Below are 13,916 nucleotides of genomic sequence, written 5' to 3'. Positions count from 1 at the left end.
CGTCGGGGCGTGACCGACGCTGCTCCTGTTTCCCCCGTCGACCGCGCCGGGCTGCGCCAACGGGTCGACAAGGCCCTGGCCGAGTTCCTGGCCACCCAACGCACCTGGATGGCCGGGGTCGACGACGCCCTGGCACCGGTCGCCGAGGCGATCGAGGCGTTCGTCCTCGGCGGCGGCAAGCGGCTCCGGCCGGCGTTCGCCTACTGGGGCTACCGGGGCGCCGGCGGGGTGGACTCCGACCAGGTGGTGAGCGCCCTGGCCGCGCTGGAGTTCGTCCAGGCCAGCGCCCTGATCCACGACGACCTGATGGACCGCTCCGACACCCGGCGGGGCGAGCCGGCGGTGCACCGCCGGTTCGCCGGCCAGCACCGGTCGGCCGGCTGGCGCGGAGACCCGAACGGCTTCGGCGACGCGGCGGCGATCCTGCTCGGCGACCTGTGCCTGGTCTGGTCCGACGAGCTGCTGCACTCGGCCGGACTGGAGCCGGACACGGTGGCCCGGGCCCGGCCGGTCTTCGACGAGATGCGCACCGAGGTGACCGTCGGGCAGTACCTCGACGTGCTGACCCAGGCCACCGGGGACACCTCGGTGGAGCGGGCCGGCAAGGTCGCCCGCTACAAGTCGGCGAAGTACACGGTCGAGCGGCCGCTGCTGCTCGGCGCCGCGCTGGCCGGCGCGTCGGCGGACGTGCGGACGGCGTACTCGGCGTACGGGCTGCCGCTGGGCGAGGCGTTCCAGCTCCGCGACGACGTGCTCGGGGTCTTCGGCGACCCGGCCCAGACCGGCAAGCCGGCCGGCGACGACCTGCGCGAGGGCAAGCGCACCTACCTGGTGGCGGCCGCCCTGGAGGCGACCGACGAGGCGGGCCGGGAGCTGCTGCTCGGCCGGCTGGGCGACCCGGAACTGGACGAGAAGGGCGTGGCCCGGCTCCGCGAGCTGATCACCGGGTGCGGCGCGCTGGCCCGTACCGAGCAGCGGATCGTCACCCTCACCGACGCCGCGCTGGCCGCCCTGACCACCGTCGACCTGGACACCGAGGCCCGCCAGGCCCTGGTCGACCTGGCCATCGCCGCCACCCGCCGCGCCGACTAACCCCCGCCCCCGTCCCCACCCCACCCCCGCCCCCCGCGCCGTTGATCATGAGGTTAGCGGTCCGGTAACGGACATTTCCCCCCGCTAACCTCATGATCAACGGAGGCGGGGAGGGGCGGGGGGCAGGAGGGCGGGTGGGGTGGGGTGGGTTAGAAGCCGAGGGCTTGGGCGCGGCGTTTGATCTCGCGGGCCTGGTCGCTGGCGAGGGCGGCGGCGGGGGTGGCGCCGGGGAGGGAGTCGTCGGGCTCGTAGAGCCAGCGCAGCGCGGCTTCGTCGTCGTAACCGGCGTCGGCCAGCAGGGTGAGCACGCCGGGCAGGTGCTTGAGCACCGTACGGTTGGCCACCAGGTCCGCGGGGATCCGGCGGACGCCGTCGCGGCGGACCGCGATCAGCTCCCGGTCCCGGACCATCTGGTGCACCTTGCTGATCGACACGTCGAGGCGCTCGGCGACGTCCGGCAGGGTCAGCCAGTCGGCCGGGTCGGCCGGGCCGGCGAGATCGGGGCCGGGCACGGCCCGGTCGGCGGGTACGGAGTCGGTCACCCGACCACCCTGCCATGCCCTGCCCGGCCTGCGTCAACGGCACCCCGGGCGGGCCATGTCCGCAGGTGGCGCGCGGCGGGCAGCGGTGTGTTCGCCCCCCGGCTGTAGCATCCTGTTCAACCTTCACCCTCCGGACACATAGACTCCCTGCCGATGGACACACAGGTCGCCGACACGTTGCTGGGCTCGCTGATCGACGGGCGCTACCGCATTCGCGGTCGCGTGGCCCGTGGCGGCATGGCGACCGTGTACACCGCCACCGACGAGCGCCTCGAGCGCACCGTGGCGGTCAAGATCATTCATCCGACCCAGGCCCCGGAGGCGCGGGCCCGCCTGGCCGGGTTCCTCGAGCGGTTCACCGACGAGGCGAAGACCATCGCCCGGCTCACCCACCCCAACGTGGTGGCGGTCTACGACCAGGGCACCCACAACGGGCTGCCCTACCTGGTCATGGAGTACGTGCGCGGCCGCACCCTGCGCGAGGTGCTCGCCGAGCGGCGCCGGCTCAACCCGGACGAGGCGCTGGCCATCTTCGAGCAGATGCTCGCCGCGATCGCCGCCGCGCACCGGGCCGGGCTGGTGCACCGGGACGTCAAACCGGAGAACGTGCTGGTCGCCGAGGCGCCGACCGGCGGCGTGGCGAACCTGGTCGACAGCGTGGTCAAGGTGGCCGACTTCGGGCTGGCCCGGGCGGTCGAGGCGAGCGCCGACGAGACGCAGGGCAACCAGCTGATGGCCACCGTGGCGTACGTCGCGCCGGAGCTGGTCACCGACGGGCACGCCGACCCGCGCACCGACGTCTACTCGGCCGGCATCGTGCTGTTCGAGATGCTCACCGGCCGGGTCCCGTACGACGGGGACCGCCCGGTGGAGGTCGCCTGGCAGCACGTCGACCAGGACGTACCGGCGCCGTCGACGCTGGTGCCCGTCCTGCCGAAGGTCCTCGACGACCTGGTCGGCCGGGCCACCCGACGTGATCCGGGCGCCCGGCCCACCGACGCCGGTGCCCTGCTGGCCGAGGTGCAGGTGGCCCGGGACGACCTGGGCAACCCGAACACCCGTACCGCCGTGCTGCGCCGGGTGACCGACGAGCCGCCGGTGGCCCAGCCGACCATGGTGGTCGCGGCGGTCAAGCCGGCCGAACGGCCGTCCTGGGCCCGGCTGCCCTCCGACGGCGGACCCCGTACCGGCCGGCGGCGGGCCGTCCCGGAGGACGGGCAGGACCTGTGGTCCCGGCTGGTGGCGCTGCGCACCCGGGTGATGGCCGACCGGCGCGGCCGGCAGGCCGTCGCCGCGGCCGTGGTGGTGCTCGGCCTGGTGGCCGCCCTGACCGGATGGTGGTTCGGGGTGGGTCGCTACACGGTCGCCCCGCAGCTGGTGAGCCTGACCAAGGCCGAGGCGGCGGCGCAGGCCGAGCGCGCCGGCTTCACCCTGGTGTACGCCGAGCCGCGCTACGACGAGCAGGTCCCGAAGGACGCCGTGCTGGTGCAGGATCCGGCCTCGGCGACCCGGATCGTCAAGGGTGGGACGATCACCCTCACCCTCTCCCTGGGTCCGGAGCGGTTCCCGGTGCCGGACGTGGTGGGCAAGGACTTCGAACTGGCCGAGGCGGATCTGGCCAACCTCAAGCTGGTGGCGGTCAAGGGCGCGGCGCGCTACGACGACAACCTGCCGGCCGGAGTGGTCATCGACACCAACCCGAAGGTGGGCACGGAGGTCAAACCGGGCGCCAAGGTCACCCTCATCCTGAGCAAGGGCCGGGCCCCGGTCTCGGTGCCCAACCTCGTCGGCAAGAGCCTCACCGAGGCCCGGGAGGCCCTGACCAAGCTGGGCCTGGTGCCGGTGGAGAACTACAAGGACTCCGACAAGCCCCGGGACGAGGTCCTCGGGCAGAGCCCGTCCGACGGCACCGGTGTCGAGAAGGGCGCCCAGGTCAAGCTGGAGGTCAGCAAGGGCCCGCCGTTGACGGTGGTGCCCCGGGTGATCGACCTGCCCTGCCCGCAGGCCAAGCAGTTGCTGGAGAGCCAGGGCTTCCCGGTCGCTGTGCAGTTCAACCCGAACGGCATCGTGCGCTTCCAGAACCCGAACGAGAACAGCCAGGTGCCGCCGGGCACCCAGGTCACCCTCGGGTGCCTGTGATGACCGGGGCGCGACCCGGCGGGCGCCGGCGGGTGGGCTCGCACACGCCCACCTCCGGCGGCCTGGCGAAGGCGGCCCTGCCGTACCTGGACGCGGCCGGCTCCGAGGTCGTGCAGGTCTACGTCTCGAACTCCCGCGGCTGGGCGCTGCCGCCGGGCGACCCGGTGCAGGACGGGCTGTTCCGCGACGGCTGCGCCGAACGGGACGTACCGGTCTTCATCCACGCCTCGCTGCTGGTCAACCTCGGCTCGCCGACCGCCGCGACGGTCGAGCGGTCGGCGTTGACGCTGGCCCACGCGTTGCGCCGGGGCACCGCGATCGGCGCCCGCGGGGTGGTGTTCCACGCCGGCAGCGCGGTGGACGCCGGGCACGCCGAGGCGGCGATGCGGCAGGTCCGCGAGACGCTGCTGCCGCTGCTGGACGGTGCCGCCGCCGAGGGTGGGCCGATGCTGCTGGTGGAGCCGAGCGCGGGCGGCGGCCGGTCGCTCGCCTCCCGGGTGGAGCACCTCGGGCCCTACCTCGACGCCGTGGACGGGCACCCCTGGCTCGGGGTCTGCTTCGACACCTGCCACGCCTGGGCCGCCGGGCACGACCTGGCCGCCGAGGGCGGCATGACCGCGACGCTGGACACCCTGGTGGCGACGGTCGGGGCCGACCGGCTGAAGCTGGTGCATGCCAACGACTCGAAGGATCTGTGCGGCTCGACCCGGGACCGGCACGAGAACATCGGCAAGGGCACCATCGGCGAGCCGGCGTTCGCGGAGCTCATGCGGCACCCCGCCACCGCCGGCCTGCCGATCGTGGTGGAGACCCCGACGGAGAAGCACGTCGGCCACGCCGCCGACATCGCCACCCTCACCCGCCTCCACCCCTGAGCACCGGGCGCTTTCGGCGAAAGAGTGGCTGTTCCGCGCGGAACAGCCACTCTTTCCGTGAACGAGGGCGGGTGGTCAGGCGCGGAGGATGCCGGTGAGGGTGGTGACGGCGCGGTCGATGCCCGCGTCGTCGACGTCCATGTGGGTGACCAGGCGGGCGGTGCGCGGGCCGAGCACGGAGACCAGCACCCCCTCGGCGCGGGCGGCGGCGGCGAGCGCGTGCGCGTCCAGCGGGGCCTTGGTCAGGTCGAGCGGCACCACGTTGGTGCGCACCGGGCTGGCGAGCACCCCGAACGGGGCGATCGCCTCGGCCAGCCGGGCCGCCTTGGCGTGGTCCTCGGCGAGCCGGTCGATGTGGTGCGCGAGGGCGTACCGGCCGGCCGCGGCCAGGATGCCGGCCTGGCGCATGCCGCCGCCCATCCGCTTGCGGATCCACCGGGCGCGTTCGATCTTCTCGGCGCTGCCGACCACCAGCGAGCCGACCGGCGCGCCGAGCCCCTTGGAGAGGCAGACCGACAGGGTGTCGAAGAGCGCGCCGTACTCGGCCAGCGGCACGCCGTCGGCGACGTGCGCGTGCCAGATCCGGGCGCCGTCGCAGTGCAGCGCGAGCCGCGCGTCGTCGGCGACCCGACGCAGCTGACGCAGGGTGTCCAGCGGGATCACCCCGCCCCCGCCCCGGTTGTGGGTCTGCTCCACCGCGATCGCCCGGGTCGGGACCGCGAAGTAGCCGTCCGGCCGGATCATGGCGGCGACCACGTCGGGGTCGAGGTCCGCGCCGACCGCCGGCCAGGTCCGCGACGAGATGCCGCCGTACGCGGCCGCGGCGCCGATCTCGTACGTGACCACGTGCGCGTCGGCGTCGCAGAGCAGCTCGTTGGCCGGCGGCACCACCAGTTGCAGGGCGATCTGGTTGGCCATCGAGCCGCTCGGCGCGAACAGCGCCGCCTCGTGCCCGAAGAGCGCGGCGATCTCGGCCTCCAGCGCGTTGACCGTGGGGTCCTCGCCGTAGACGTCGTCGCCGACCTCGGCGGTGGCCATCGCCTCCCGCATCCCGGCGGTCGGCCGGGTCACCGTGTCCGACCGAAGGTCGACGATCATGTCTGCGCTCGCGGCCGCGGGGCTCGCCAGCTCACTCCTCGCGTCAGCCACGGAGCATCTCCGCCACCAGGAAGGCCAGCTCCAGCGACTGCTGGGTGTTCAGCCGCGGGTCGCAGGCGGTCTCGTACCGGTCGGGCAGGTCGAGGTCCTCGATGCCCTGGGCACCGCCGAGGCACTCGGTGACGTCCTCGCCGGTGAGTTCGACGTGCAGCCCGCCGGGGTGGGTGTCCAGGCCGCGGTGCACCTCGAAGTAGCCGAGCACCTCGTCGACGATGCGGTCGAAGTGCCGGGTCTTGTAGCCGTTGGACGACTCGTGCGTGTTGCCGTGCATCGGGTCGCACTGCCAGACCACCTTGGCGCCGGCCGCGGTGACCTTGGACACGATCGGCGGCAGGGCGTCGCGGACCCGGTGGTTGCCCATCCGGCTGATCAGGGTGAGCCGGCCGGGGATGTTGTCCGGGTTGAGCTTCTCGCAGAGCTCGATCGCCTCGTCCGGGGTGGTGGTCGGGCCGAGCTTGACGCCGATCGGGTTGGCGATGCGGGAGATGAAGTCGATGTGCGCGCCGTCGATCTGCCGGGTGCGCTCGCCGATCCAGAGGAAGTGCCCGGACAGCCCGTACGCCCGGCGGTCGGAGACCCGGGTCAGCGCCCGGTCGTACTCCAGCGCGAGGGCCTCGTGCGAGCAGTAGAGGGTGACCGTGCGGAGCGCCTCGTCGTCGGTCATCCCGCAGGCCCGGATGAACGCCAGCGCCCGGTCGATCTCCCGGGCGATCGCCTCGTAGCGCTCGCCGGCCGGCGAGTTCTTGACGAAGCCCTTGTTCCAGTCGTGCACCGCGTGCAGGTCGGCCAGCCCGCCGGCCAGGTACGCGCGGAGCATGTTCATCGCGGCGGCCGAGTTCGCGTACGCCCGGATCATGCGCTGCGGGTCGGCGACCCGCGCCTCCGGCGTGGCCTCCAGCGAGTTGATCATGTCGCCGCGGTAGGCCGGCAGGCCCCGGGCGTCGGTCGGCAGCGAGCGCGGCTTGGTGTACTGACCGGCGACCCGGGCCACCTTGACCACCGGCAGCGACGCGCCGTAGGTGAGCACGATCGCCATCTGGAGCAGGGTGCGGGCGTTGGCCAGCAGGTGGCTCTCGGTGTTGTCGGCGAAGGTCTCCGCGCAGTCGCCGCCCTGGAGCAGGAACGCCTTGCCCTCGCAGACCAGCGCGAGCCGCTGCCGGAGCTGGTCGACCTCGTACGGCGCCACCACCGACGGGACGACGTCGAGCACCTTGCAGACCTCGGCGACCTGGGCCGGGTCCGGCCAGGGCGGGGTCTGCGCCCGGGGCAGCTCCCGCCAACGGTCCAGACCGAGGGCCGCGTCCTCGGCGGAGTCGACGGTCGGACGGCTGGTCTGCAGGCCGGGGCTGCCCACGGCGGGATGGCTCAGCTGGTGCCACTCATGGCGCATGCCAGAAAGCGTACGGCGACCGCCGGGGCCGCCGACCGCCGAGGGGCACGGTTCCGGCTGGTGAGAGGTGTCTCACCCACCCGCAGGTCAGGGCGTGACGGCGGGGGCCGGAGGGTGCCCGCCCGGCTCCTCGGCGGCGATGCACCAGTCGGCGCCGTCCCGGGTGACCGTGAACAGCAGCGGCCGGGTGGCCTTGCGGGAACCGGCGGTGATCGAGACGGAGGTGCTGACCTCCTGCCCCCGGGGGCCGGGCCGGACGTCGGTGATCTCCGCCTGCGGCACCTGGAAGTGGTCGGCGAAGTCACCGTTCGGGCCGGTCGCGGCGGCGTCGAAGCTCTCGTGCGCGGTCGCGCAGAACTGGCTGCGGCCGGCGGCCACGTCCTTGGCGGTCATCGCGTCGAGGTACGCCTGCACCCGCTCCCGGGCCCGCGCGCTCGCCTCCTCGGCGGGCGCCCGGCCGGGCTTGGCCGCCGGGTCGTCTTTTTTGATCAGACCGCAGCCGAGCAGGGCAAACGGCAGGGTCGCGAGCAGGGCGGCGGTCGCCGCCAGCCTCCGGTGCGTCACGCGCATCGCCACCTCCGTCGACGGGCCATCGAGCCGCGAGTCTGTCACACGGACCCGCCGGGCCGGCCGCCAGGCGCGCCCGGAGCGCGCCGGGCGGGGAGGGACCGGTGCGTGGTCCCTCCCCGCCGTGTGGGTGGTGCGTCGGCCTGCGGCCTAGCCGAGACCGCCCTTGATGGCGCCGATGAGCTCGCCGTTGCCGGTGTCACCGGAGAGCTCCCAGAAGAACGCGCCACCGAGGCCCTGGTTCTTCGCGTACGTCATCTTTCCGTTGATGGTCGACGGGGTGTCGTAGCTCCACCAGTTGCTGCCGCACTTGGCGTACGCGGTGCCGCCGACGGTGCCCGTCGCCGGGCAACTGTTCTTGAGCACCTTGTAGTCCTCGATGCCCTGTTCGTAGGTGCCCGGGGCGGGGCCGGTGGCGGTGCCGCCCGGCGCGCTCTGGGTCACCCCGGTCCAGCCCCGGCCGTAGAAGCCGACGCCGAGCAGGAGCTTGTTGGACGGGATGCCCTTGCTCTTCAGCTTCTGGATCGCCGCGTCGGACCAGAAGCCCTGCTGCGGGATCCCCGGGTAGGAGTAGAGCGGGGAGTGCGGGGCGGTCGGGCCCTGCGCGTTGAAGGCGCCGAAGTAGTCGTACGTCATCGGCATGATCCAGTTGAGGTGCGTCGCGGCGCCCGCGTAGTCGGTGGCGTCGATCTTGCCGCCGTTGCTGCCGTCCGCGGTGATCGCCGCGGTGACCAGCGCCGACGAGCCGAACCGGGTGCGCAGCGCGCTGACCAGGTTCTTGAACGCGTTCGGGCCGCTGCTGTCGCAGGTGAGGCCGCAGGCGTTCGGGTACTCCCAGTCGACGTCGATGCCGTCGAAGACGTCCGCCCAGCGCGGATCCTCGACCAGGTTGTGGCAGCTCTCCGCGAACGCGGCCGGGTTCTGCGCGGCCTGGGTGAAGCCGCCGGACCAGGTCCAGCCACCGAAGGACCAGATCACCTTCAGGTGCGGGTACATCTTCTTGAGCTTGCGCAGCTGGTTGAAGCTGCCGCGCAGCGGCTGGTCCCAGGTGTCGGCGACGCCGTCCACGCTGTCCGCCGCGGTGTACGCCTTCTCGTAGTCGGCGTAGCTGTCGCCGATGGTGCAGCGGCCGCCGGTGGTGTTGCCGAAGGCATACAGGATGTGGGTCAGCTTGGCGGCCGAGCCGCTGGTGTGGATGTTCTTGACGTGGTAGTTGCGGGCGTACACGCCCCACTGGGCGAAGTAGCCGACAACCTTCTTGCCGCCCGGGTCCGGCGGGGTGGTGGTCGGCGGGGTCGTGGTGGGCGGGGTGGTGGTCGGCGGGGTCGTCGTCGGCGGCGTGGTGGTGGGCGGGGCGGTGGTGGTGGGCGGCGCGCCGCCGCCGCACGGGGCGCCGTTGATGGTGCAGTTCAGCGGGGCCCGGTACGGTCCGGTGCCGTTGTAGCCCCAGCTGAAGCTGGCGCCGGGGGCGAGCGGCCCGGCCCAGCTCTTCTTCACCGCGACGTAGTGGTCGCCGGTGCGGGTGACGTCCGCGTCCCAGGAACTGCCGATGCTGGTGCCCGCGGGCAGGTCGAACTCGATGCGCCAGGTGCTGACCGAGGCGTCCGAGCCGTTGGTGATCGTCACCCTGGTCTCGTGACCGGTCCCCCAGTCCTGCACCTTGGTGAATGTGGTGGTGACGGTGCCGGCGCCGAACGCCGAGGCCATCGGCACCGTGGCGACGGTGACGGCGACCACGACGCCGGCCCAGAGGGCCCGGCGGAGCGATCTCTTCATGTGGCGTCTCCCCAAACAGTTAGGAAACTTTCCAAAATGATTGCTGAGACGCTACTCACGACGTCATCACTTCGTCAAGATGCGCATGTTTCGATTTCCGGCGCGCCGCCGGGGAGGCTGACCGGCGGGTGATCTGAGCGCGTAGCCTCGGCGCATGACCGTCTTCGACACCCCGATCGACGCCCTCGGCGGCGGCCCGGCCGACCTCGCCCGCTACCGCGGCCGGGCCCTGCTGGTAGTCAACGTCGCCTCCCGCTGCGGCCTCACCCCGCAGTACGCCGGCCTCCAGGCGCTGCACGAGGAGTACGCCGAGCGCGGCCTGGTGGTGCTCGGCGTCCCGTGCAACCAGTTCGCCGGACAGGAGCCGGGCACCGCCGCCGAGATCAGCGACTTCTGCCAGGTCAACTACGGGGTGACCTTCCCGCTGACCGAAAAGGTCGACGTCAACGGCCCGGACCGGCACCCGCTCTACGCGGCGCTGGTGTCCACTTCGGACGCCGACGGGCACACCGGCGACGTGCGGTGGAACTTCGAGAAGTTCCTCGTCGCGCCGGACGGCACGGTCGCCGCCCGATTCGCCCCGACGGTGACCCCGGATTCCGCCGAGCTGCGCGCCGCGATCGAGAAGGTGCTGCCGGACGCGGTCTGACCGCCGCTGTCCCGCGTCAACCCAGCGGCCCGTCGTGATCCACCCCATGTCGGCGATGTGGCGGCGTCCCGAGCCTGAGGACAGCCCCATATCCCCGGCACGGTGTGGGATCACAGCCAGCGCCGGTGGTGGAGGCGGAACGGCGCGCGGGGCGTGACCGCTTTCGGTCACGCCCCGCGAGCCACCGGCGTCAGCCGGCGACGGAGCGGAAAACCGGGTAGTAGCCGCCGGACTGCCCGGCCGCCGTCGGGTGGTAGGAGATGCCGAGGTTGGCGAAGTTGAGGGCGTGCAGCCACTTCTCCCCGTAGCTGCACAGTTGGTGGCCGACGAACTGGGACCGGACGTCGGCGAAGGTGAACCCGGCCGCCTGGGCGGCGCTGCGGGTGATGTCGTCGACCAGGTTGATGCCCTCGTTGATCTTCGCCCGCGAGGTGGCGCTGAGTCCGACACAGACCGTGCCGAGCTGGTAGAAGACCGGATAGCCGACGACCACCACCCGGGCCGAGGGCGCCCGGTTGCGGATTCCCGTGTAGACGGTACGCAGCAGGGCGGGCAGTTCGGCGCGGGCCTTGTCCTCGGCCGCCTGCACGGCCGCCACGCATTCGGTCGTGCCGTAGAGCACGCAGGTGGTCATGATGTTGGCGAAGCCCACGTCGTTGCCGCCGACCGTGACGCTGACCAGCGTGGTGGTGCCGCTCAACGCGGCGAGCTGGGTGTTGACGACGCTGCTGGTGGTGGCCCCCGAGCAGGCGACCGAGCGATACGACGCCGGCCGCACGGCTGCGGCGTAGAGCGCCGGATAGGCGTTGGTGCTGCGCTGGCAGGAGCCACTCTCGGCGGTGTAGCTTCCGGCGCCCACGCCGGAGGAGTACGAGTCGCCGAGAGCGACGTAGTGGTCGGCGGGGGCGGCCTGCGCCGGGCCGGCCGCGATGGTGAGGGTGGCGGCCACGGTGGTGACCAGGCTGATGGCGAGGGTCGCCAGACGGGATCTCCGCACGTCGCGCTCCAGGGGCTTAGGAGGATCGGTGCGAGATAGATATCACTAAATATCGATGATGGAAAGATCCTGCGGCGCGCCGCTTATCTCTGGCGATTTCCGCCGACCCCCGGCCGCCCGAGGCTTGCGGACGCCGGGTGATCGGACGGAATCCCGGCGTGTCGAAGGCGCGAGAATTGCGCCGCAGTCCCGTTCACGGGACTCTCGTCCGGACGCGTCCGCACCGTCCACTCCGGAGGAGACATGCATCTGCCCCGCACCGCGCCGCGCCGCCTGCTCGCCGGCGTCGGAACGCTCCTGCTCGGCGCCGGATTGACGACCACCACCGCCGCGCCGGCCGGCGCCGCGACCACCGCCGCCGCCGCGACCACGGCCGCCGGCGCGACCACGGCCGGCGCCGCGACCACGGCCACCGCCGCCAGCGCCACGACCACGGCCACCGCCACCACCGCCAACGCCGTCACCAGCAAGGTCGGCGTGGCGACCGTCGGGTACGTCCGGCTGGCGCACCTCTCCCCCGACACCCCGGCCGTGGACGTCTACCTGGCCGCTCCCGACCGGCCGAAGCCGCAGGTCTTTCCGGCCGTCGGCTACGGAGTCGTCTCCCAGTACCTCCCGCTGCCGGCCGGGCGGTACGCGGTGGCCATGCGGGAGGCGGGCGCACCCGCCGACGAACCGCCGGTGCTCACCACCGAGGTGGCGGTGAGCAGCGGCGCGGCGTACACGGTGGCTGGGGTGGGGCGGCACGCCGACCTGGGGCTGCGGGTGCTGCACGACGACCTCAGCGCGCCACCACCCGGTCGGGCCAAGCTCCGCGTCGTGCAGGCGTCGGTACGCGCCCCGGTGCTCGACGTGGCGGCCGCCGACGGGCCACGGATCGCCGAGGGCGTGCCGTTCGCCACCACCACGGACTACCAGGAGTTGAAGCCGGGCCGGTGGCGGCTGCGCCTCGGCGGCGGCGCCGCTGGCCCGACCACCGAGACCGAGGTCGACCTGGCCGGCGGCGGGGTCTACTCGCTGCTGGTGCTCGACGCGAAGCGGGGCGGGCTCACCGCCGAACTACGCCAGGACGCCCGCGGCGGTTCCGTCGTGCCGGCCGGCGGCGTGGACACCGGCGCGGGTAGCACCGCGCGGCCGCAGCGGCCGGAGCGGTCGGCCTATCCGCTGCTCGGTATGGCCGGAGCCATGATCGCCGGCGCGGGACTGGTGCTGCTGCGCCGGCGGCGTACCACCTGATGACCGGCGGTCAGCCGCTCCGGCCGCGGCGGCGGCGCCCGGCGGCGCTGGTCGCGGCCGGCACGGCCCTCTGCCTGGCGGCCGGCGTCGGGCCCGCCCCCGGCAGCTCCGCCCCGCCCGCCCCCGGCGACTCCGCCCCACGTGCCCCCGGCGGCTCCGCCCCGCCCGGTCCGGCCGTGGGCCGGTCCGGTCTACCGGCAGCCCTGGCCTGGTCCGACCTACCGGCAGGCCTGGGCGGGTCCGACCTACCGGCAGGCCTGGGCGGGTCCGACCTACCGGCGGCGGGCGGCTCCGCCCCGCCCGCGCCGGCCCCAGGGGCCACCTGGCCCGCGGCGGCGGCGGGGCCGGGCTGCGCGACGGACTGCGCATCGGCCGACGCAGCACCCGCCGGCCCGCCGAACCGGGTGCGGGTGCCGCGGATCGGCGTCGACGCCCCGCTCACCGTGCTCGGACTGGACGCGAGCGGCGCCCTGGCCGCACCGTCCGACTTCGACACCGCCGGCTGGTACGGCGGCGGCCCGGCCCCCGGCGACCCGGGCCCGGCGGTGCTCGCCGGCCACCTGGACTCGCGGGACGGGCCGGCCGTCTTCGCCCGGCTCGGCGAGCTGCGCCCGGGCGACCGGGTGCAGGTGTGGCGCGGCGACCGGATGGTGTCGTTCCGGGTCACCGGCACGCTGCGCGCCGGCAAGGACCGCTTCCCGACCACCGCCGTGTACGGCCCGACGCCGGGCCCGGAGCTGCGCCTGGTCACCTGCGGTGGCGACTTCGACCGCCGCCGCGGCCACTACCGGGACAACCTGGTGGTCTTCGCCGTCGCCGAGCCGACCGGCGACGCGCTGCCCCGGTCGGCCGCCGGCTGACCCGCGCGGCCAGAAGTGCTCGTGCGTGGCGTCCAACGCGGTGCCGCGCAGGCCACACCTCCGGCACCGGTTACCGAGCGCACCCAACCGGCCACAGTGGCGCTCCCCGAGTAGCCGGACCGGGACGATGCCCCACCAGGACAGAGCCCGTCAATGCCGGCCGCCGGCGAGTACGGAGTCGGTCAGGCCGCAGCGGATCCACGCCGGTGGGCGGCCGGCGGAGCGGGTCAGACCGGGCGGCGGCCGGCGAAGCCGCACTCCACCCGGTGGTACCAGTTCAGCTCCGGGTCCCCCTCCAGCCAGCACCAGAGCACCGGCCGGCCGTCCCGCTCGCCGGGGAAGTCGAGCAGCACCGGGGCGATCCCCTTCACCTGGATGTCGTGCTGGTGCAGGTCGTCCAGCACCGCGTGCAGCCGCGCCTCCAGCCCCTTGACCTCGGCCCGCCCGCCGAGCGGGCTGGCACCGTCCTGGGCCAGGTCGGCGCGGAGTTCGGCCAGGTCGGCGCGGAGCCGGATCAGCTCGTCGACGCGTGGGCGCAGCGTGGCCACCAGGTGCCGGGCCTGGGCGAGTGTGAACACCCGGCCAGTATGGGGCACTTCGCGCCGGACGCCGGAGCACCCGCAGTTCACCCGCCG

At 73.7% G+C, this 13,916-nt stretch carries 13 protein-coding genes; 6 read left to right on the top strand and 7 right to left on the bottom strand.

Going from position 1 to position 13,916, the window contains the following annotated elements; translation table 11 throughout:
- Nucleotides 1-9: 9 nt before the first annotated feature.
- Nucleotides 10-1,092, top strand: a complete 1,083-nt coding sequence (locus GA0070609_RS05150) for a polyprenyl synthetase family protein (protein ID WP_088992728.1) — start codon at nucleotides 10-12, stop codon at nucleotides 1,090-1,092.
- 149 nt (nucleotides 1,093-1,241) lie between these two features.
- Here the strand turns inward: GA0070609_RS05150 and GA0070609_RS05145 are convergent, their stop codons facing one another.
- A complete protein-coding gene (locus GA0070609_RS05145; protein WP_088992727.1) occupies nucleotides 1,242-1,634 on the bottom strand; it encodes an Rv2175c family DNA-binding protein in 393 nt (130 codons plus the stop codon).
- A gap of 153 nt (nucleotides 1,635-1,787) precedes the next feature.
- Between GA0070609_RS05145 and pknB the strand changes: the two genes are divergently transcribed.
- Nucleotides 1,788-3,773 carry a Stk1 family PASTA domain-containing Ser/Thr kinase gene (pknB, locus tag GA0070609_RS05140; RefSeq protein WP_088992726.1) on the top strand — a complete coding sequence of 662 codons (1,986 nt, stop codon included), beginning with the start codon at nucleotides 1,788-1,790 and terminating at the stop codon, nucleotides 3,771-3,773.
- Complete coding sequence (locus tag GA0070609_RS05135) at nucleotides 3,773-4,648, top strand: deoxyribonuclease IV (RefSeq protein ID WP_088992725.1); 876 nt, start codon at nucleotides 3,773-3,775, stop codon at nucleotides 4,646-4,648. The genes pknB and GA0070609_RS05135 overlap by 1 nt, the downstream gene beginning before the upstream one ends.
- Nucleotides 4,649-4,723: 75 nt before the next feature.
- Here GA0070609_RS05135 and GA0070609_RS05130 read toward each other — a convergent pair whose 3' ends face one another.
- The 4 genes from GA0070609_RS05130 to GA0070609_RS05115 form a co-directional block, all read right to left on the bottom strand.
- Nucleotides 4,724-5,746, bottom strand: coding sequence for a threonine aldolase family protein (locus GA0070609_RS05130; protein WP_088992724.1), 1,023 nt, complete (start codon nucleotides 5,744-5,746; stop codon nucleotides 4,724-4,726).
- Nucleotides 5,747-5,789: 43 nt separating this feature from the next.
- The gene (locus GA0070609_RS05125) at nucleotides 5,790-7,196 is read right to left on the bottom strand and encodes a class II 3-deoxy-7-phosphoheptulonate synthase (protein ID WP_088992723.1); all 1,407 of its coding nucleotides are present in this window, start codon (nucleotides 7,194-7,196) and stop codon (nucleotides 5,790-5,792) included.
- 87 nt (nucleotides 7,197-7,283) lie between these two features.
- Nucleotides 7,284-7,766, bottom strand: coding sequence for a hypothetical protein (locus GA0070609_RS05120; RefSeq protein ID WP_088992722.1), 483 nt, complete (start codon nucleotides 7,764-7,766; stop codon nucleotides 7,284-7,286).
- A gap of 147 nt (nucleotides 7,767-7,913) precedes the next feature.
- Nucleotides 7,914-9,539, bottom strand: a complete 1,626-nt coding sequence (locus GA0070609_RS05115) for a glycosyl hydrolase family 18 protein (RefSeq protein ID WP_088992721.1) — start codon at nucleotides 9,537-9,539, stop codon at nucleotides 7,914-7,916.
- A gap of 154 nt (nucleotides 9,540-9,693) precedes the next feature.
- Here GA0070609_RS05115 and GA0070609_RS05110 point away from each other — a divergent pair, with 154 nt between their 5' ends.
- The gene (locus tag GA0070609_RS05110) at nucleotides 9,694-10,188 is read left to right on the top strand and encodes a glutathione peroxidase (protein ID WP_088992720.1); all 495 of its coding nucleotides are present in this window, start codon (nucleotides 9,694-9,696) and stop codon (nucleotides 10,186-10,188) included.
- A 190-nt stretch (nucleotides 10,189-10,378) separates the two neighbouring features.
- Here GA0070609_RS05110 and GA0070609_RS05105 read toward each other — a convergent pair whose 3' ends face one another.
- The gene (locus GA0070609_RS05105) at nucleotides 10,379-11,185 is read right to left on the bottom strand and encodes an SGNH/GDSL hydrolase family protein (protein WP_088992719.1); all 807 of its coding nucleotides are present in this window, start codon (nucleotides 11,183-11,185) and stop codon (nucleotides 10,379-10,381) included.
- A gap of 243 nt (nucleotides 11,186-11,428) precedes the next feature.
- On the opposite strand from GA0070609_RS05105, the gene GA0070609_RS05100 reads away from it, so the two are divergent.
- Entirely contained in the window at nucleotides 11,429-12,421 is a 993-nt protein-coding gene (locus GA0070609_RS05100; protein WP_088992718.1) for a DUF4397 domain-containing protein, read from the top strand.
- A complete protein-coding gene (locus GA0070609_RS34805) occupies nucleotides 12,421-13,281 on the top strand; it encodes a class F sortase (protein ID WP_269459276.1) in 861 nt (286 codons plus the stop codon). The genes GA0070609_RS05100 and GA0070609_RS34805 overlap by 1 nt, the downstream gene beginning before the upstream one ends.
- Before the next feature lie 227 nt (nucleotides 13,282-13,508).
- Here GA0070609_RS34805 and GA0070609_RS05090 read toward each other — a convergent pair whose 3' ends face one another.
- Nucleotides 13,509-13,859 carry a DUF2203 domain-containing protein gene (locus GA0070609_RS05090; protein ID WP_088992717.1) on the bottom strand — a complete coding sequence of 117 codons (351 nt, stop codon included), beginning with the start codon at nucleotides 13,857-13,859 and terminating at the stop codon, nucleotides 13,509-13,511.
- Between the last annotated feature and the right edge of the window lie 57 nt (nucleotides 13,860-13,916).

Origin of the sequence: Micromonospora echinaurantiaca, assembly GCF_900090235.1 — a bacterium.
Lineage (GTDB): Bacteria > Actinomycetota > Actinomycetes > Mycobacteriales > Micromonosporaceae > Micromonospora > Micromonospora echinaurantiaca.
This window is presented reverse-complemented; position numbering and strand designations above follow the sequence as displayed.

Bases quoted from the DNA above. Each gene is read 5' to 3' on its own strand.
- GA0070609_RS05135 (WP_088992725.1), top strand. From the start codon at position 3,773: ATGACCGGGGCGCGACCCGGCGGGCGCCGGCGGGTGGGCTCGCACACG.
- GA0070609_RS05110 (WP_088992720.1), top strand. From the start codon at position 9,694: ATGACCGTCTTCGACACCCCGATCGACGCCCTCGGCGGCGGCCCGGCC.
- GA0070609_RS05130 (WP_088992724.1), bottom strand. From the start codon at position 5,746: ATGATCGTCGACCTTCGGTCGGACACGGTGACCCGGCCGACCGCCGGG.
- GA0070609_RS34805 (WP_269459276.1), top strand. From the start codon at position 12,421: ATGACCGGCGGTCAGCCGCTCCGGCCGCGGCGGCGGCGCCCGGCGGCG.
- pknB (WP_088992726.1), top strand. From the start codon at position 1,788: ATGGACACACAGGTCGCCGACACGTTGCTGGGCTCGCTGATCGACGGG.
- GA0070609_RS05100 (WP_088992718.1), top strand. From the start codon at position 11,429: ATGCATCTGCCCCGCACCGCGCCGCGCCGCCTGCTCGCCGGCGTCGGA.
- GA0070609_RS05115 (WP_088992721.1), bottom strand. From the start codon at position 9,539: ATGAAGAGATCGCTCCGCCGGGCCCTCTGGGCCGGCGTCGTGGTCGCC.
- GA0070609_RS05125 (WP_088992723.1), bottom strand. From the start codon at position 7,196: ATGCGCCATGAGTGGCACCAGCTGAGCCATCCCGCCGTGGGCAGCCCC.
- GA0070609_RS05120 (WP_088992722.1), bottom strand. From the start codon at position 7,766: ATGCGCGTGACGCACCGGAGGCTGGCGGCGACCGCCGCCCTGCTCGCG.